Genomic DNA, 17,848 nt, shown 5'->3' with positions numbered 1-17,848 from the left:
ACCTCAATTTTGCTGCTGGGCCGGCTCCAGGTGCGCAGCGTCAATCACGAACTGTGCCAACGCCCGGCCCAGGCAATCATGGACCTGCTTCGCCAGCTCAGGCCCGCGGGACGGGCTGAACAGGTCGAACTGGCCCTGCTCATTCCACTGCCGCATGATCGCGAAACGATCGAACAGCGGGATGTCGTGCTCCTGCGCAACGACGCGCATGTTGTCGAGAAAAGGCTGCGCCGAGATCATGGTCTCGGTGCGCGGGCTGTATTGCAAATTCATCAAGACGACGTCAGCCCCTGCCTTTTGCAGCGCAACAACCCCGTCGGTCACCGCGCCACGAAATTCGTCGGGATCGATGGATCGGATAGCATCCACGGTCCCGGTCTGCCAGATGACCAAAGTAGGCGTCTTTGCTTCCATCAGCTTAACGAAGCTGGACGCGGTCTCCTCTGCCGTTTTCTTGCTCTGTATTTCTACGGAGACGTGCACCACCTCGGACGGCGGCAGCTTCTCCTTGAGGATCGCCTCCATGCGCGCCGGATAGGAGCTGCCCTCCGAGGAGGGAATCGTGGTCGAGCGGCTGCCGATGACCAGGATATCGAGCGGCTTGCCGGCCTTGACCGCCTCGGCGACCTTGGGCAGCTGGCTTTCGCTGGTCAGCAGATAGGACGGCAATTCGCAGGCCGCAGGCACAGGGGACGCGGCGTCGCCCGCGCGCGCCGTGGGCGCGGCGAGGCCACCGCATAGCAGGATCAGGCTCAGGAGAACCTTCGCCTTCATCAGCCCCCTCCCGCCAGATCGGCGTTGCCGACGGCGTTTTTGGTTTTCGCACCGCTCTTGTCAGCCACACGCTTGTACCACGAAATGACCCAGGCAACCCCCCACATGATCAGGATTCCGGAGAGGCTAATCAACGCATGCATGGCCGGCCCGCCGGAGACTTCGGCGAGGACGAAATGGCCGGCAAAGGCCAGGAAGACGCCGAGGCAGAAGATCTCGAGCGAATGCTGGCCACATAGAATCAATGGTCGCAGCCAGCGCGATTTCAAGCCCGGCCAATCCCGGGGCAGGAAGCGCACGGTGAGCGCGGCCAGCGCCAGGAAATGCGTGAAGCGCAGCACGTCGAGGTCGGTCTTGTCGATCGGATACATCCACTGCTCGATCCGCTTCGGCATGAACTGGGACAGCTGCGGCACGTACCAGGTCAGCGTCACGTAGAACGCCGCGACGAGATAGGCGATCGAGATCCACATCGTCACGGGCGAGGCCAGGATGCGCGACATGCGACGCGCACCTCCGAGCGCGCACCATGCACCGAACACGAACAGCAATTGCCAGGCGAAAGGATTGAAGGCCCAGAAGCCGTTCGGATAAGCCGAGAGATAGAGATCGTACTCCCAGGTCACCGCGTAGAGCACGACCGAAAGCCCGAGCGTGACGTCCGGCCGCCATTTCATCGACCACAGGATCAGAGGCAGGGCCAGCATCAGCACGATGTAGAGCGGCAGCACGTCCATGTTGACGGGACGGAAGCGCAGCAGCAGCGCCTGCACGATGGTGACGTCGGGCTGCTTGAGGAAGTCCATGATGCCCATCTCTTCGGTGTAGAGCGGGTTCTCGAACCTGGTCGCCACATAGGAGATCTCGGCGAGAAAGATCGTGAACAGGAAGACGTGGGCGACGTAGATCTGCCAGACCCGGCGCAGGATGCGCGCGGTGGCGATGAGAACGCCGCTCTCCAGCATGGCCCGGCCATAGACGAAGGCAGCGGTGTAGCCGGAGATGAAGATGAAGATCTCGGTGGCGTCGCTGAGGCCGTAATTGCGGATCGTGAACCAGGTCAGCAGACTCGGCGGCAGATGGTCGATGAAGATCAGCCATAGCGCGAGTCCGCGGAACAGATCGAGCCGGAGCTCGCGCTCGCCGATGGCGGGCAGCGTGATGGCCGGCGCACGGGCGCGCGGCTTGGCCGCCGCAGTTCCTGCGATGGTCGATCCCGTCACTCGGTCGGCAATGGTCATCGGGGCCTGGAAACCGTTCCGCAAATCGCGACGTTGAAGCAGTGTAATGGTCCGGCTGTCGTCTCGCAAAGCGCCCGGATCACATAAGGGTGTCTCCCTCGCTGGTGTGCTTTTCCTCCAATTCTGGCGGGACGATGTCGCCAAAGCCGCCCGCGGGGTTTGGTTCCCGGGGCGGATTTCGCTATGATGGCAGTCATGTACCGCGCCGTGACCCGCCAGATCGAAGTGACCGTCGAGCCGAACTTTGTTCCGGAGCAATCGTCGGCCGACCGCTCGCGCTACTTCTGGTCCTACACCATCGTCATCACCAATTCGGGCGAGGAGACCGTGCAGCTCAAGACGCGGCACTGGATCATCACCGATGCCTCCGGCCGCCAGCAGGAGGTGAAGGGCGAGGGCGTGGTCGGCGAGCAGCCGATCCTCGCCCCCGGCGAGCGCTTCGAATACACCTCCGGCGTGCCGCTCTCGACCGCCTCCGGCTTCATGACCGGCCGCTATCAGATGGTCAGCGAAACCGGCGAGCGCTTCGAGATCGACGTGCCCACGTTTTCGCTCGACAGCCCGGACAACAAGCGGGTGTTGAACTAGGGGGTGGACTTCGGGTGCCGTAGGGTGGGCAAAGACGCAAAGCGTCGTGCCCACCAATCCGGTCATCGTGCACCCAACCTCGTCATTGCGAGCGCAGCGAAGCAATCCAGACTGCCACCGCGCAAAGACTCTGGATTGCTTCGCTTCGCTCGCAATGACGGAGGATAGGCTTACGCGTCCTCCGCGCCTGCCTCGTGCGGCGTGAACTGGTACACCGATGAGCAGAACTCGCAGGTGACGACGACCTTGTCGTCCTTGACCATGGCGGCGCGGTCGTCGGGCGAGAAGCTCTTGAGCATCGCGGCGACCGCATCGCGCGAGCAGGAGCACCGCGCCTCGAGCACCTGCGGATTGAACACGCGCACACCGCGCTCGTGGAAGAGGCGGTAGAGCAGCCGCTCGCCGGAGAGCTCGGGATCGATCAGCTCGACGTCTTCGACGGTTTCGATCAGCGAGCGCGCCTCGACCCAGGCATCGTCCTCGGTGACGCTGTGGACCTGGGCGCCGTCAGGGGCATCGCCGGGATGCAAGTCCGCCTGCCGCGCGCGCTCCGGCGCCTTCGGCAGAAACTGCATCAGCATGCCGCCGGCGCGCCAGCGATGCTTGCCGCCGTCGCTCGAGCGCCACTCCTCGCCGACCGCGAGGCGCACGCGCGTCGGGATCTGCTCGGAGCGCAGAAAATATTCATGAGCAGCATCTTCCAGGCTGCCGCCATCGAGCGCAACCAGGCCCTGGTAGCGGCTCATGTCGGGGCCCTGGTCGATGGTCATGGCGAGATGGCCGCGACCGAGCAGCGTGCCGGAATCTTTTGCCGTGCCCAGGCGCGAGGCATCAAACCGCGCATAGGCGCGCAGACGGTCCGGGGCCTTGTAGTCGACCACCAGGAACGACACCGGGCCATCGGTCTGGGCCTGAAGAATGAAGCGGCCCTCGAATTTCAACGCCGAGCCGAGCAGCGTGGTCAGCACGATGGCCTCGCCGAGCAGCTTGCCGACCGGCGCGGGATAATCGTGCTTGGTGAGGATGTCGTCGAGCGCAGGGCCAAGCCGCACCAGACGCCCGCGGACGTCGAGCGCGTCGACCTCGTAAGGCAGCACGGCGTCATCGACCGGAACCGATGATGGCGCGCGAACCGGGCCTTCAGGCCCGGTATTCATGTCAGGAGATTGGAAAACCATGGCGCATTATCTGGGGTCGATGGGCGGAAATGGAAGGGGAACGGCCGCATTCCGTCGTCCTCAGAACGACGGGCTGCGCAGCCCGGATGGAGCGCGCAGCGTAATCCGGGGAGATCGTTCCGCACGCTGAGAACCCCGGTTTTCGCTGCCGCTCCATCCGGGGGCTACAGAAAGGCTACTTCACCGCGTCGAAGCACCAGGCCAAGATGCCCTTCTGTGCATGCAGGCGGTTTTCGGCCTCGTCGAACACGACCGATTGCGGGCCGTCGATCACTTCATCCGTGACCTCCTCGCCGCGATGGGCCGGCAGGCAGTGCATGAACAATGCATCCGCCTTGGCCAGCGACATCAGCTTGGCATTGACCTGGTAGGGCTTGAGCACGTTGTGACGGTGCTCGCCCTCCTTGTCGCCCATCGACACCCAGGTGTCGGTGACGACGCAATCGGCGCCGCGCACCGCGGCCTCGGGATCGGTACCGACAACGATCGGCGCGCCCGTCGCCTTGATCCAGTCGCGCATGGCCTTTTTCGGTGCGAGCTCCGGCGGCGTTGCGACATTGAGCTGGAATTTGAAGCGCTCGGCGGCATGGGCCCAGGACGCCAGCACGTTGTTGTCGTCGCCGGTCCAGGCCACCGTCTTGCCCTCGATCGGGCCGCGATGCTCCTCATAGGTCATGAGGTCGGCCATCACCTGGCAGGGATGCGAACGCCGCGTCAGGCCGTTGATGACGGGCACCGTGGCGTTGGCCGCAAGCTCCAGCAGCGCATCGTGATTGAGGATGCGGATCATGATGGCGTCGACATAGCGCGACAGCACCCGCGCGGTGTCGGCGATGGTCTCGCCGCGGCCGAGCTGCATCTCGGCGCCGGTGAGCATGATCGCCTCGCCGCCGAGCTGACGCATGCCGACGTCGAACGAGACGCGGGTTCGCGTCGAGGGACGCTCGAAGATCATCGCCAGCGTCTTGCCTTCGAGCGGCCTGACCGGCTGCTGCGCCTTCTGCTTCGCCTTCATGGCGGAAGAGGCGGCGAGCATGCTCTTGAGCTCCGACAGCGGCAGCTCGTTGATGTCCAGGAAGTGCTTTGGAGCTTTGTTGGGCGTCGTGCTCATCAGCTTGCCGCCCGCTTGGTCTGACTGGAGGAGATCGCCGTGCAGGCGCGTTCGAGCCGGCCGACGCTGTCCTCGATCTCCGCTTCGGTGACGATCAAGGGCGGCAGGAAGCGCACGACATTGTCGCCGGCCCCGACGGTGAGCAGCTTTTCGGCGCGCAGCGCCGCGACGAGATCGCCCGAGGGCACCACGGCCTTGATGCCGATCAGGAGGCCCTCGCCCCGCACCTCGCTGACGACATCGGGGTGACGATCGATCACGGAGGCGAGCTTCTGCTTGAGCAGCAGCGACATCTTCTGCACGTGGTCGAAGAAGCCGGGCTTGAGCATCACGTCGAGCACGGCGTTGGCAGCCGAGATCGCGAGCGGATTGCCGCCGAAGGTGGAGCCGTGCGAGCCGGGCCCCATGCCGGCGGCCGCATCGGCGGTCGCCAGCACCGCGCCGATCGGGAAGCCGCCGCCGAGCGCCTTGGCGAGCGACATCACGTCCGGTGTGACGCCGGTGCGCTTGTAGGCAAAGAGCTCGCCGGTGCGGCCCATGCCGGTCTGCACCTCGTCGAAGGCGAGCAACAGTCCGCGCTCGTTGCAGAGCTCGCGCAGCGCCTTCAGGAAGGCCGGAGGTGCGGCACGAACGCCACCCTCTCCCTGGATCGGCTCGATGAGAATGCCGGCGGTGTGCGGGCCGATCGCCTTCTTCACGGCGTCGAGGTCGCCGTGCGGCACCTGATCGAAGCCGTCCATCGGCGGACCGAAGCCCTCGAGATATTTCGCGGACCCGGTGGCGGCGAGCGTCGCCAGCGTGCGGCCGTGGAAGGCGCCTTCGAAGGTGATGATGCGATAACGCTCCGGATGGCCCTTGGAAAAGTGATGGTGGCGGACGAGCTTGACCACACCTTCCAGCGCCTCGGCGCCGGAATTGCAGAAGAACACGAAGTCCGCGAAGCTCTCATTGCAGAGGCGGCTTGCGAGCTTCTCGCCATCGGGGCTCTGGAACAGGTTCGACATGTGCCAGAGCTTCGTCGCCTGCTCCTGCAACGCCTTGACCAGCGCGGGATGAACGTGGCCGAGCGCATTCACCGCCACGCCCGAGGTGAAATCGAGATAGCGATCGCCATTGGTCGCGATCAGCCAGCAGCCTTCGCCGCGCTCGAAACCGAGGTCGGCCCTGGCGAAAACGGGGAGCAAATGCGGCGCGGCGCTGTTAGTCATGACGTCACTTGAATGTTGCGGACGGTGTGAGGCACGCATTGCGCAACGCACCATTGACCGGCCCCGGAAAACGAAACGTGCCGCCTTTTAAGGGCGGCACGTGGCACTATCTTATGCTTGGCAAGACGGGTGTCAATGCCGCCCGGAAAGCCTCGCGAAACGCTGATTCCGTAGTCTTGCGGTGCCGATTTTGCGGGTTTTTCACCACGGAACATGTGGAAGCGAGTCGGCGGACTCTTGCGCGGGAGTCACGCCATATTGTAGCGTTTGGATTGTCAGATACGACATCTCGTGCAGTAGTTCTGATCCCAAAAGTCCTCATGTACCGGCGTAAACGTTCGGGCGTCTTGAGCGCGCCCGGCGAGCCTTAAGGGATTCTGGCGGCACGGGTTTTCAAGGCTTTAGGCATTCGCGGCGAAGCCCCCAGGATGGCAGGCGCGCAGCGAGGGAAAGGGTGCAATGACGGTTTTGACCTGGTCCGATGATCGCGTCGAGCAGCTGAAGAAGCTCTGGGAGGCCGGACTTTCGGCCAGCCAGATCGCGGCGGAGCTCGGCAATGTGACCCGCAATGCCGTGATCGGCAAGGTGCACCGGCTCGGCCTGTCCGGCCGCGCCAAGAGCCCTTCATCGGCAGCGCCGCGGCCGCGCAAGGCACGGCCTGCGCAGCACATGATGCGGGTGACGCGACCCGTTGCGCGCGGCAACACCGCGCTGGCGCAGGCCTTCGAGGTCGAGGTGGAAGCCGAGCCGGTGACCTACGACAACGTGGTGCCGATGAGCCAGCGGCTGTCGCTGCTGGAATTGAACGAGGCGACCTGCCACTGGCCGGTCGGCGATCCCTCGAGCCCGGATTTCTTCTTCTGCGGCGGCAAGGCGCTCTCGGGCCTGCCCTATTGCGCCCAGCATTCGCGCGTGGCCTATCAGCCCGCAGCGGACCGCCGTCGGGCACCGGCGAAGCCGAGCACGCGCTGAGCTTGCGATTTCATTGATTGCCAGGACGGCAGCCGTCACGCGATGACGGCTCCAATTATTCGGTGTCATCCCCGCCTAGTGCGCGATTGCGCACGGGGGGCGGGGACCATAACCACAGGGCGCGGTGATTGCGCGAGATGGTTATTGCGAGTCCCCGCCAAACCACGTCCTGTGGTTATGGATCCCGGGCTCGCGCTGCGCGCGCCCCGGGATGACGGTTGAGGGTGTAGCCGCAGCTCACCACACCGACAGCTCGCAAATCTTACGTCTGCTCGGCCTTCGCGAAGCGATCATCCAGCGCGTAGCCGGCGCCGCGGACGGTGCGGATCGGGTCCTGCTCGCGGCCGAGATTGAGCAGCTTGCGCAGGCGGCCGATATGGACGTCGACGGTGCGCTCATCGATATAGATGTCGCGGCCCCAGACGCTATCGAGCAGCTGCTCGCGCGAGAACACGCGGCCGGGATGCTCCAGGAAGAACTCCAGCAGACGATATTCGGTCGGGCCGAGATCGATCGGCCGACCCGAGCGCGCCACGCGGCGCTTGTCGCGATCGAGCTCGATGTCGCCATAGGCGAGCACGGTGGCGAGCCGCTCGGGGCTGGCGCGCCTGAGCAAGCCCTTCACGCGCGCAAGCAGCTCCGGCACCGAGAATGGCTTGACGATGTAATCGTCGGCGCCGGTTGCGAGGCCCCGTACCCGCTCGCTCTCCTCGCCGCGCGCGGTGAGCATGATGATCGGCAGCTGCTTGGTCTCGGGACGGGTCCGAAGCCGCCGGCACAGCTCGATGCCCGACAGGCCCGGCAGCATCCAGTCGAGCACGATCAGATCGGGAATGTGCTCCTTGAGGCGGGTGTCGGCGTCGTCGCCGCGCATCACCGTCTCGACGTCATAGCCGTCGCCTTCGAGGTTGTAGCGGAGAAGCTCGGTGAGAGCTTCCTCGTCCTCTACCACCATAATGCGTGCGCCCATGTTGTCGTCGCTCCTTAGGTATTCGGCACCGTCGTGGCGAAGGTCGTCATGTCGCCCTTCGGCCGCTTGTCGGTGATCGCCTGGCCCTCGATCATGTAGAACACGGTCTCGGCGATGTTGGTGGCGTGGTCGCCGATCCGCTCGATGTTCTTGGCACAGAACATCAGGTGGATGCAGAACGAGATGTTGCGCGGATCCTCCATCATATAGGTGAGGAGCTCGCGGAACAGCGAGGTGCAGATGGCGTCGACTTCCTCGTCGCCCTTCCACACCGCCATCGCCGCCGGCAGGTCGTGCGCGGCATAGGCGTCGAGCACGCTCTTGACCTGCTGCTGCACGAGGTCGGTCATGTGCTCCAGGCCGCGGAACAGCTTGAGCGGATGGAAATCCGTCTCCAGCGCCGCGACGCGCTTGCCCATGTTCTTGGCGAGATCTCCGATGCGCTCGAGATCGGTCGCAACGCGCATGGCGCCGACGATCTCGCGCAGGTCGACGGCCATCGGCTGGCGACGGGCGATGGTGAGCACGGCGCGCTCCTCGATGCGCTTCTGCAGCGCGTCGAGATCGGCGTCGGTGGTGACGACGCGCTGGCCGAGTGCCACGTCGCGGCGGATCAGCGCGTCGACGGAATCGACGATCATGCGCTCGGCGATGCCGCCCATCTCGGCGACCAAGCGGGTGAGCTCCTGAAGGTCGCTGTCGAAGGCCTTTACGGTGTGTTCAGAACCCATGTTCCGTCTCCTCAGCCGAACCGGCCGGTGATGTAATCCTGCGTGCGCCGATCGCTCGGCGACGTGAAGATCTTGCTGGTGTCGTCGAACTCGATCAGCTCGCCGAGATACATGAAGGCGGTCTTGTCGGAGACGCGCGCCGCCTGCTGCATGTTGTGGGTGACGATCGCGATCGTGTAGTTCTCGGACAATTCCTGGATCAGCTCCTCGACCTTGGCGGTCGAGATCGGGTCGAGCGCCGAGCAGGGCTCGTCGAACAGGATCACCTCGGGCCGCACCGCGACGGTGCGGGCGATGCAGAGGCGCTGCTGCTGGCCGCCGGAGAGCGACAGGCCGGAGGCATTGAGCTTGTCCTTGACCTCGTTCCACAGCGCGCCGCCGCGCAGCGCCTTCTCGACGCGGCCGTCCATCTCGGACTTCGAGATCTTCTCGTACAGACGAATGCCGAAGGCGATGTTCTCGTAGATCGTCATCGGGAACGGCGTCGGCTTCTGGAACACCATGCCGACCCGGGCGCGCAGCAGATTGAGGTCGAGCTTGGGGTCGAGGATGTTGGTGTGGTCGAGCAGCAGCTGACCGGTGGCGCGCTGGCCCGGATAGAGATCGTACATCCGGTTGAAGATGCGCAGCAGGGTCGACTTGCCACAGCCCGACGGGCCGATGAACGCCGTGACGCGATTGGTGCCGAGCGCCAGATTGATGTTCTTCAGCGCGTGGTGCTCACCGTAGTAGAAATTCAGGTTGCGCGCGGTGACCTTGGCGGGCGCCTCGGGCAGCGGCTGCGAGCCGGGATGAACGGTCGGCGCGCTGACGGAAACAGACATTTCACTCATTTTGCAGTCCTCTCAGCGCCGATGATGCGCGCGCCAATGTTCAGGGCAAGCACGGTCAGGGTGATGAGCAGCGCACCGCTCCAGGCGAGCTGCTTCCAATATTCGTAGGGGCTCTGCACGAAGTTGTTGATGGTGACGGGTAGGTTCGCCATCGTCTTGTTCAGGCCGAGGCTGAAGAACTGGTTCGACAGCGCCGTGAACAACAGCGGTGCGGTCTCGCCCGCGACGCGGGCGGTGGCGAGCAGCACGCCGGTGATCAGGCCGGAGCGCGCGGCGCGGTAGGCGATGCGCTTGATCACCAGCGAGCGCGGCAGGCCGAGCGCAGAGGCGGCTTCACGCAGCGGGTTCGGCACCAGCAGCAGCATGTCTTCGGTGGTTCGCACCACGACCGGGATCACGATCACGGCGAGCGCCAGCGCACCGGCGATGGCCGAGAAGCCGCGCATCGGCACCACCACGGCGCCATAGATGAACAGGCCGATGATGATCGAGGGCGCCGACAAGAGGATGTCGTTGATGAACCGGATCACCGAGGTCAGCTTGTCGTTGCGGCCGTACTCGGCGAGATAGGTGCCGGCGAACAGGCCGAGCGGCGCACCTATGCCGACACCGATCGCGGTCATGATCAGCGAGCCGACGATGGCGTTGCGCAGGCCGCCCTCGGTCGATCCGGGCGGCGGCGTGTCAGCGATGAAGACCTGGAGGTTGAGCCCGGCCAGGCCGTTGTAGAGCAGCGTGATCAGGATCAGCGCGAGCCAGGTGACGCCGAAGGCGGCAGCGGCGATGCAGAGCCCGCGGATGATGATGTCTCCGCGGCGGCGACGTGCATAGATCGGGTTCATGGCTTTACTTCCCGGCCTTGGTTTCCAGGCGCATCAGCATCAGCCGCGCAGCCGCGAGCACAAAGAACGTCAACACGAACAGGAGCAGACCGAGAAGGATAAGGCCGGACTGGTGCAGGCCGTCGCTCTCGGCGAACTCGGATGCGATCGCCGCCGAGATCGTGGTGCCCGGCGCGAAGATCGACGAGGAGATCCGGAACGAGTTGCCGATGATGAAGGTCACCGCCATGGTCTCGCCGAGCGCGCGGCCAAGCGCCAGCATGACGCCGCCGATGATGCCGACGCGGGTGTAGGGGATGACGACGCTGCGGACGACTTCCCAGGTGGTGCAGCCGACGCCGTAGGCGGCTTCCTTCAGCACCGGGGGCACCGTCTTGAACACGTCGACCGAGATCGAGGTGATGAAAGGCAGCACCATGATGGCGAGGATCAGCGCGGCGTTGAACAGGCTGAGATAGGACGGCGGACCTGCGAAGATCGCGCCCAGCACGGGAACGCCATCAAAAATCTTGATCATGAAGGGCTGGAAGGTGTTGGCCAGGAACGGGCCCAGCACGAAGAAACCCCACATGCCGTAGATGATCGAGGGGATGCCGGCGAGCAGCTCGACAGCCATGCCGATCGGGCGGCGCAGCCATTGCGGGCAGAGCTCGGTCAGGAAGATCGCAATGCCGAGACCGACGGGAATGGCGATCAGCATCGCGATGAAGGAGGTGACGAGCGTGCCGTACATCGGCCCGAGCGCGCCGAGCACTGGCGGATCGGCCGAGGGCGCCCAGCGCTGCGTCCACAGGAAGGAGATGCCGTATTCCTTCATCGCCGGGAACGCACCGACGATCAGCGAGATGATGATGCCGCCGAGGATCAGCAGCACCGAAATCGCGGACAACCGCGTGATCCAGTAGAAGGTGACGTCGCCGAGCTTGAACGCGCTCAAGGCCTTGGCGCGATCATATGGACCGGCAGCATCAATCACATTGCTCTCGACAGCCATCTCAGCCACGCCGATCCCCTGTACCCGTTATTCATATACGCTTGTTGTTGGCGGCGGTCCCGTGCCCCGGATGCGGTGCAGCGCGAAGCGGTGCGCCGCATCCGGGGCCTAGCGCTTGTGGGTCCCGGCTCTGCGCCGCAGCGTTGCACGCTGCAGCGCGTCCGGGACACGAGAGCCTTACTTAGCTCTTGATGTCGGCAGCCCAGGTCTTCTCGATCAGCTGGACGACGCTGTCCGGCATCGGGATGTAGTCGAGCTCCTCAGCCGCCTTGCCGCCGTTCTTGAAGGCCCAGCGGAAGAACTTGATGGCTTCCTGCGAGGCCGCCTTGTCGGTGGCGGACTTGTGCATGAGGATGAAGGTCGCAGCCGTGATCGGCCAGGACTTCTCGCCGGGCTGGTCGGTCAGGATGACGTAATAGCCGGGCGCCTTGGCCCAGTCGGCGTTGGAGGCGGCCGCCTGGAAGGCCTCGACGGTCGGCTGCACCGGCTTGCCGGCCTTGTTGACGAGACCGGTGTAGGTCAGCTTGTTCTGCTTGGCATAGGCGTACTCGACATAACCGATCGAGTTCTTGGTCTGGCTGATGTTGCCCGACACGCCTTCGTTGCCCTTGGCGCCGACGCCGACCGGCCACTCGACCGCGGTGCCCTCGCCGACCTTGCTCTTCCAGTCCGAGCTGGCCTTGGAGAGGTAATTGGTGAAGTTGAAGGTGGTGCCCGAACCGTCCGAACGGCGGACCACGGTGATCGCCTCCGAGGGCAGCTTCGCGTTCGGATTGAGCTTCTTGATCGCGGCATCGTCCCACTTGGTGATCTTGCCGAGATAGATGTTGGCGAGGGTCTCGCCATCGAACACCAGCTCGCCGGGCTTCACGCCCTCGAGGTTGACGACGGGGACGATGGCACCCATCACCATCGGCCACTGGACGAGGCCGTCCTTCTCGAGCTGCTCGGCCTTGAGCGGCGCGTCGCTGGCGCCGAAGGTCACGGTCTTGGCCTGGATTTGCTTGATGCCGCCGCCGGAGCCGATGGACTGATAGTTCAGACCGTTGCCGGTCTCCTTCTTGTAGGCGTCAGCCCACTTCGAATAGATCGGGAACGGGAACGTCGCGCCGGCACCCGTGATGTCGGCCGCAAAGGCTGCCGTCGCCGATGCGGCGACCAAGCCAGCAGCGACGAGAGTTTTGAGGAAATTCATGCTGGTCTCCATACAGGGGAGCGAAGCGCCATCCGCGCCCGATCGCGCTCCCCGTGCCGCCCGTTTAGGAGCGGTCGGCTGTGCTTTTACGAAGGTTTCGTGACAGCTGGATGACACAGTCAACCGACTGAAATCGCTTGATTTTTAGGTCTAAACCGGCGTCTTGGCCTGGGGAAAACAGGCGGTAAAAGTGGCGCCCTGCCGGGGCACGCTTTCGATCAGCAGCCGACCGCGATGACGGTTAAGAATATGTTTCACCAGCGATAATCCGAGCCCGGTGCCGCCCTGCGAGCGGCTGTCGCCGACATCCACCCGGTAGAAGCGCTCGGTCAGCCGGGGCAGGTGCTCGGGCGCGATGCCGGGGCCGAAATCGCGGACCATGACCCGGTTTTCCTGAGTTCCATCAGTGGCCGCGCTCGATGTCAGCGACACGATGACGCGTCCGCCCGAGGCGCCATATTTGAGCGCGTTCTCGATCAGGTTCTCGAACAGGCGGAGCAGTTCCTCCCGGTCGCCTGCGATCATCACTGGGGCGTCCGGCAGATGGGTCTCGACCTCGACGTGGCGTTCCCGCGCCAGCGGCTCGAGCCCGTCGGCGACCTGGCGGATGATCGGCAGCAGGTCGACCAGGGTGTCGGGCCGGACATGGGCCGAGAGCTCGACCCGCGACAGCGAGAGCAGGTCGTCGATCAGGCGGGCCATGCGGGTGGCCTGGTTGTGCATGATGCCGAGGAAGCGCTCGCGTGCCTTTGGATCGTCCTTGGCCTGGCCCTGCAGCGTGTCGATGAAGCCCGACAGTGCCGCCAGCGGCGTGCGCAGCTCGTGGCTGGCATTGGCGACGAAATCGGCGCGCATCTCCTCGACCCGGCGCAGCGGCGTCTGGTCGTGGAAGGTCATCAGCATGCATTTGTCAGTGCCGCCGAAGCTGGTCGGCACCGGTACCGGCGTGATGATGAGCTCCATCCAGCGATCGACCGGAACATGATCGAGATAGGTCGCGCGCCGCGGCTCGGTGGTCGCGATCGCCTCGCGCAGCGCGGTGATGATCTCCGGCGAACGCAGCGCGAACTGGGCGAGCTCGTTCCGGCGCAGCGCCGGCGCGAGCTGGGCGGCCGCGGCATTGAGGTGGACGACGCGGCCGGCGCGGTCGAGCAGCACCGCCGGATCCGGCATGCCGGCAACCACCGCGGCCACCGCCGCACTCTCGACCGGGTTGATGCGCCTGACGTCGTCGCGGGAGGCGGCGGGATCGTGCAGCCGCCACGGGATCAAGGCCGCCGCCGCGATGCAGAGGAACACGATTGCGGCGTGCAGCGCCGACAATTCGCCGAGCGAGACCACGACGGACAGCGCCAGCGCCGCGGCGATCAGAATGATGGTCGAGTGCCGCAGCCGGTCGGACCAGGGCTGGGCGGAGGGAGAAGAGGGGGCGTCAATCGCCATCGGGGCGGGCTTCTCCTGGGGGCTGTCCTTAAGGACCTGACACGGGTCAGGCGCCGCTGTCGCTGCGCTCTCTCACATAGGCGGCTTCAGGCGCAGGACCGGGGTCCAGCTTGAGCGCCGCCTGTTGCAACCGCTTCGATCGGGCGCCGATGATAACTTCTCGAAACGTCAGCAAGATTACAGATAGGACGAACGGAGACAGATAATAGAGGACGCGGAACAGCAGCATGCCGCCCAGGAGCTCCTCCCGGTCCATCTGCCAGAGGCCGACCAGCATGGCGGCGTCGAACACCCCCAAGCCCCCAGGCGAATGGCTGGCGAAGCCGAGCAGGGTCGCCGAGACGAAGATCACCGCGACCACGACGAAGCCGAGATTGGGCTCGTCCGGGACCAGCACGTACATCGCCAGCGCGCAGAAGCCGAGATCGACGATGCCGATCGCGATCTGGAGCAGCGTCAGCGGGCCGCCCGGCAGCACGACGGTCCAGGGGCCGCGGCCGACCACCCGCGGCTGGGTCCAGACCCAGACCACATAGCCGATCAGCGCCACGATGATCATCAGCGCCAGCGTCCGGTTCAGCCAGGCCGGCAGCTGGTCGATCGAGGCCGCCGCCTCCGGATGGTAGGAGATGCCGAGGCCGAGCACGGCGGCATTGCCCAGCCAGAAGGTCAGGCCGGCGAGAAAACAGATCTTTGCGACGTCGATCGCGTTCAGCCCGTAGGCCGAATAGATGCGGTAGCGCACCGCACCGCCAGTGAAGACGGATGCGCCGACATTGTGGCCGATCGAATAGCTGGTAAAGGCCGCGAGCGCGTTGATGCGATAGGGCACGTGGGCATGGCCGATCGCGCGCGTGGCGAAGAGGTCGTAGAAGGTCAGCGTGAAATAGCCCGCAGCGACGAACAGCGCCGCCATCGCAATCTGGCTCGGTTCGGTACTCTTGATCGCTTCGAGGACCTCGTTGAAATCGATGCCCCGCAGCATGTGGTAGAGCACATAGCAAGCGATGCCGATGACCGCGATGCTGATCACAACTCCAAGCTTATGCAGGATTTGCTTCTGGCGCAGAAACGTCGTCACCCTGCGTATGGCTTCCAGCATCTAGACCTCGAACAACGCTTCAACGGCCAGGGTGGCCGGCGGACAGGCGGACGCGCAGGCATTCAACGAACCCGCGCTGCCGGCGCCGGCATCGCGCATGCCCCCTGCCCCTCCACTAGCGCGTTTTCGGCCGAAGTGGAATTCGGCAATTCGAACAAAAACGCGTGCCTTCAATATTTTAGGCAGGGTAGCGGCTCCCGGTGCAGGGGTTGGCGCTTTCGGCGGCAAGGCCTGGCGCGAATCTCCATGGCGATCCTGCGCAGGGGCCATGAAGTTTTGATGATTTCGGCCGCACAATGTTCCGTCACGCCTTAAGCCGACGTCAATCTATGGGGCCCGCCCGCCTGTTGAAAGAGGGGGCAATCCCGGCATCGTTCCCGGATTTTCCGATGCGCCGGAAGGTCGCGGGCTCCAGACCGCACTCAAGGCGCGGTCAAATAGCCGCGGCCATAGGCGCCGGCCTGATCCTCGAAGATCGCCATGGCCGTGGTCATCCGCCTGAAGCCCAGGTGTTCGTAAAAGCCTTCCTTGCCCGGCACGGCGTAGAGGATGATCTTGCGATGGCCGCGGCAACGCGCAAGCAGACGTTCGATCATGTCGCGGCCGAGCCCCCGCCCCTGATGATCCGGGTGCACTGCGACATCACAGAGATAGGCGCAGTCGCGGCCATCGGCGAGTACGCGGCCTGCGCCGACGAGGCGCCCCTGCTCATGAGCGAAGGTTCGAAACATGCAGTTGCCAAACACGAGCGCGAGATCGGCCGGTGTCTTGGTGCCGAGCGGGGCGATGCGGTAGAGCGCGGACAGTTCATCCCAGTCGACACCGGCGAGATCGTCGGACCAGACAATCGACATCGCAAAAGCCTCCCCGGCTCAGTCCCGGGCGGCATTGACGGCCGCCACGATTTCGTCGTCGTCAGGAAAATGGCCTTTGCTGCGGCTGGCGACAATCCGGTCGCCGAGCTTCACCTGGAAAACGCCGCCCTTGCCGGGGACGAGATCCGATTCCAACCCCAGCTGCCGGCGCAGCGCCGCGGCCGCCTCCTTGGCGCGCTTCTCATATCCACACGGCCGGCAATAGATGATGGTCACGTCGGACATCTCATCCTCCTTCAGGCCGCAAGCTGCGGACGCACAGCTTCGATACCGGCGATCCAGCCGGCCACGGAACGGCCGATCGCATCGGGATGATCCTCCTGGAGGTAGTGTCGACCGGGCCCGAGGCGGACGAGCGCGCAGTGCTGCAGCGAGGCCGCGAACGTCTCGGCAAATGCGGGAGCGACGACGGCGCCCGGCTCGCCCGCGAACAGCAGCTTCGGATAGGCGGACGCTTTCAGCGACGCATGAGCCGATTGCAGCGCGTGATAGACATCGGCGGGCTCGCCGGCGATCGGCAATTCACGCGGGAATGCAAGAACGGGCCGGCGGCTGTCCGGCGTCGGAAAAGGCTGGCGATAAGGCGCCATCTCGTCTTCGCTCAAACTTCGCATGATGCCGCCGGGCAGCACGCGTTCGACGAAGGCGTTCGCCTCGAGGACCATGGCCTCCCCCTCGCCTTCCGTCCTGAATTTTCGGAAAGTTTCGCGCGCAGCTTCCGCCTGGTGGAAATTCTGCCAGGTCGGCATCGGCCGGATGAACTCCATGAAGGCGAGCCCGCGCACGAACGCCGGCCGGCGCGCCGCCAGGTGAAATGCGAGCGCCGTGCCCCAATCCTGCGCAACGAGATAGGCCGAATTGATTCCGAGCTCTTCGATCAACGCGTCGAGATAGCGGACGTGATCGAAGAAGCGATAGGCGATATCGGGTTTGCCGGACCGGCCGAAGCCGATGAGATCGGGCGCGATGCAATGCGCCACCGGCGCCACCAGCGGCAGGATGTTTCGCCATATATGGGACGACGTCGGATTGCCGTGAAGAAAGAGCGCGACCGGCGCATCCTTCGCGCCCGTCTCGCGATAAGCCATCGTGCTTCCCAGCACGGCGGCGCTGCGGATCTGAATCTCGGCTTGCTGGCTCATGTCGGCTCCTTGAAGACGGTCTTGAAGGCGATGGTCTTGAATCGCTCGAGCGCGCGGGGCGCGCGGTCGACCTTCATGCGCAGGATCGCGCCCTGCCAGGACGCGAGCAGGAAGTCGGCAAGCTCCTCGGGCTCGAATTCGGAATCGATCTCGCCGTTTTCCTGCGCCTCGCTGATGCAGGCCGCGAACGGCATGCGCCACTCGGCAAAAATTTCGGCGAGGCGGTTGCGCAGCAGTTCGCTGCTGCCGGCCGCTTCCAGACTGAGATCGCCGATGAGGCAGCCGCGTCCGTAGCCGTCGGCTTCGAGGCGGCCGGTGATGATGTCGAGATAGCGTTTAAGCCGCGCCCGCGGCGTCAGCGAGGCGTCTTTAAGGGCCTCCGCGACCAATCCCTTCGTGATCTCGAAATATCGATCGAGCACCTCCGAAGCGAATGCTTCCTTGGAGCGAAAATGATTGGTGAAGGACCCCTGCGGGGCGCCCGCCGCGGCGGTGACATCGCGGACGCTGGTGCCGTGATAGCCGGTCCGGAACATGACCTTGAGGCCGGCGTCGAGGATGGCATCTTTGAGCGAGGGCTTAGGCATGAGCAAATAATACGTACGTACGTATTATTGTCAAGCACAGCCTTTCCCGACTCTTCATGACC

19 protein-coding genes are annotated in these 17,848 nt (G+C 64.7%); 2 read left to right on the top strand and 17 right to left on the bottom strand.

Annotation, left to right across the window (positions count from 1 at the left end; translation table 11 throughout):
• Nucleotides 1-3 precede the first annotated feature (3 nt).
• Both XI05_RS14605 and XI05_RS14600 read right to left on the bottom strand, forming a co-directional pair.
• Nucleotides 4-774, bottom strand: coding sequence for an SGNH/GDSL hydrolase family protein (locus XI05_RS14605; protein ID WP_271502608.1), 771 nt, complete (start codon nucleotides 772-774; stop codon nucleotides 4-6).
• Nucleotides 774-2,015 carry an OpgC domain-containing protein gene (locus XI05_RS14600; protein ID WP_271502606.1) on the bottom strand — a complete coding sequence of 414 codons (1,242 nt, stop codon included), beginning with the start codon at nucleotides 2,013-2,015 and terminating at the stop codon, nucleotides 774-776. The genes XI05_RS14605 and XI05_RS14600 overlap by 1 nt, the downstream gene beginning before the upstream one ends.
• Nucleotides 2,016-2,210: 195 nt before the next feature.
• Here XI05_RS14600 and apaG point away from each other — a divergent pair, with 195 nt between their 5' ends.
• Nucleotides 2,211-2,603 (top strand): Co2+/Mg2+ efflux protein ApaG, encoded by a 393-nt coding sequence (gene apaG / locus XI05_RS14595; protein ID WP_024337101.1) that lies wholly within the window; start codon nucleotides 2,211-2,213, stop codon nucleotides 2,601-2,603.
• 170 nt (nucleotides 2,604-2,773) lie between these two features.
• On the opposite strand, the gene XI05_RS14590 is transcribed toward apaG, so the two are convergent.
• From XI05_RS14590 to XI05_RS14580, 3 genes are all read right to left on the bottom strand, one after another.
• Nucleotides 2,774-3,781, bottom strand: coding sequence for an Hsp33 family molecular chaperone (locus XI05_RS14590; RefSeq protein WP_271502604.1), 1,008 nt, complete (start codon nucleotides 3,779-3,781; stop codon nucleotides 2,774-2,776).
• Between the two features lie 175 nt (nucleotides 3,782-3,956).
• A complete protein-coding gene (argF, locus tag XI05_RS14585; RefSeq protein ID WP_271502602.1) occupies nucleotides 3,957-4,892 on the bottom strand; it encodes an ornithine carbamoyltransferase in 936 nt (311 codons plus the stop codon).
• Nucleotides 4,892-6,100 (bottom strand): aspartate aminotransferase family protein, encoded by a 1,209-nt coding sequence (locus XI05_RS14580; RefSeq protein WP_212256064.1) that lies wholly within the window; start codon nucleotides 6,098-6,100, stop codon nucleotides 4,892-4,894. The genes argF and XI05_RS14580 overlap by 1 nt, the downstream gene beginning before the upstream one ends.
• A 459-nt stretch (nucleotides 6,101-6,559) precedes the next feature.
• On the opposite strand from XI05_RS14580, the gene XI05_RS14575 reads away from it, so the two are divergent.
• On the top strand, nucleotides 6,560-7,072 hold the full coding sequence (locus XI05_RS14575) for a GcrA family cell cycle regulator (protein WP_025033426.1): 513 nt from the start codon (nucleotides 6,560-6,562) through the stop codon (nucleotides 7,070-7,072).
• A gap of 262 nt (nucleotides 7,073-7,334) precedes the next feature.
• On the opposite strand, the gene phoB is transcribed toward XI05_RS14575, so the two are convergent.
• The 12 genes from phoB to XI05_RS14515 all read right to left on the bottom strand — a co-directional run bounded on the left by phoB (nucleotide 7,335) and on the right by XI05_RS14515 (nucleotide 17,786).
• The gene (gene phoB, locus XI05_RS14570; RefSeq protein ID WP_008143479.1) at nucleotides 7,335-8,042 is read right to left on the bottom strand and encodes a phosphate regulon transcriptional regulator PhoB; all 708 of its coding nucleotides are present in this window, start codon (nucleotides 8,040-8,042) and stop codon (nucleotides 7,335-7,337) included.
• Between the two features lie 14 nt (nucleotides 8,043-8,056).
• Nucleotides 8,057-8,773, bottom strand: a complete 717-nt coding sequence (gene phoU / locus XI05_RS14565) for a phosphate signaling complex protein PhoU (RefSeq protein WP_025033425.1) — start codon at nucleotides 8,771-8,773, stop codon at nucleotides 8,057-8,059.
• 11 nt (nucleotides 8,774-8,784) lie between these two features.
• Nucleotides 8,785-9,606, bottom strand: a complete 822-nt coding sequence (gene pstB / locus XI05_RS14560) for a phosphate ABC transporter ATP-binding protein PstB (protein WP_212256062.1) — start codon at nucleotides 9,604-9,606, stop codon at nucleotides 8,785-8,787.
• Complete coding sequence (pstA, locus tag XI05_RS14555; RefSeq protein WP_271502600.1) at nucleotides 9,603-10,448, bottom strand: phosphate ABC transporter permease PstA; 846 nt, start codon at nucleotides 10,446-10,448, stop codon at nucleotides 9,603-9,605. Before pstA ends, pstB begins: the two co-directional genes overlap by 4 nt.
• A 4-nt stretch (nucleotides 10,449-10,452) precedes the next feature.
• The gene (gene pstC / locus XI05_RS14550) at nucleotides 10,453-11,442 is read right to left on the bottom strand and encodes a phosphate ABC transporter permease subunit PstC (RefSeq protein ID WP_271502676.1); all 990 of its coding nucleotides are present in this window, start codon (nucleotides 11,440-11,442) and stop codon (nucleotides 10,453-10,455) included.
• Nucleotides 11,443-11,623: 181 nt separating this feature from the next.
• Nucleotides 11,624-12,637: a phosphate ABC transporter substrate-binding protein PstS gene (pstS, locus tag XI05_RS14545; RefSeq protein WP_271502598.1), complete on the bottom strand. Its 1,014-nt coding sequence runs from the start codon at nucleotides 12,635-12,637 to the stop codon at nucleotides 11,624-11,626.
• A gap of 150 nt (nucleotides 12,638-12,787) precedes the next feature.
• The gene (locus tag XI05_RS14540; protein WP_271502596.1) at nucleotides 12,788-14,080 is read right to left on the bottom strand and encodes an ATP-binding protein; all 1,293 of its coding nucleotides are present in this window, start codon (nucleotides 14,078-14,080) and stop codon (nucleotides 12,788-12,790) included.
• Nucleotides 14,081-14,126: 46 nt separating this feature from the next.
• A complete protein-coding gene (locus XI05_RS14535; RefSeq protein WP_172786124.1) occupies nucleotides 14,127-15,182 on the bottom strand; it encodes a lysylphosphatidylglycerol synthase domain-containing protein in 1,056 nt (351 codons plus the stop codon).
• A 422-nt stretch (nucleotides 15,183-15,604) separates the two neighbouring features.
• The gene (locus XI05_RS14530) at nucleotides 15,605-16,036 is read right to left on the bottom strand and encodes a GNAT family N-acetyltransferase (protein ID WP_271502594.1); all 432 of its coding nucleotides are present in this window, start codon (nucleotides 16,034-16,036) and stop codon (nucleotides 15,605-15,607) included.
• Between the two features lie 18 nt (nucleotides 16,037-16,054).
• Nucleotides 16,055-16,282 carry an Rdx family protein gene (locus XI05_RS14525; RefSeq protein WP_271502592.1) on the bottom strand — a complete coding sequence of 76 codons (228 nt, stop codon included), beginning with the start codon at nucleotides 16,280-16,282 and terminating at the stop codon, nucleotides 16,055-16,057.
• Nucleotides 16,283-16,293: 11 nt separating this feature from the next.
• The gene (locus XI05_RS14520) at nucleotides 16,294-17,199 is read right to left on the bottom strand and encodes a haloalkane dehalogenase (protein ID WP_271502590.1); all 906 of its coding nucleotides are present in this window, start codon (nucleotides 17,197-17,199) and stop codon (nucleotides 16,294-16,296) included.
• Nucleotides 17,196-17,786, bottom strand: coding sequence for a TetR/AcrR family transcriptional regulator (locus XI05_RS14515; RefSeq protein WP_271502588.1), 591 nt, complete (start codon nucleotides 17,784-17,786; stop codon nucleotides 17,196-17,198). Before XI05_RS14515 ends, XI05_RS14520 begins: the two co-directional genes overlap by 4 nt.
• Nucleotides 17,787-17,848: the final 62 nt, after the last annotated feature.

It is taken from the genome of Bradyrhizobium sp. CCBAU 11357 (assembly GCF_028128865.1).
In the GTDB taxonomy this organism is placed as follows: Bacteria; Pseudomonadota; Alphaproteobacteria; order Rhizobiales; family Xanthobacteraceae; genus Bradyrhizobium.
This window is presented reverse-complemented; position numbering and strand designations above follow the sequence as displayed.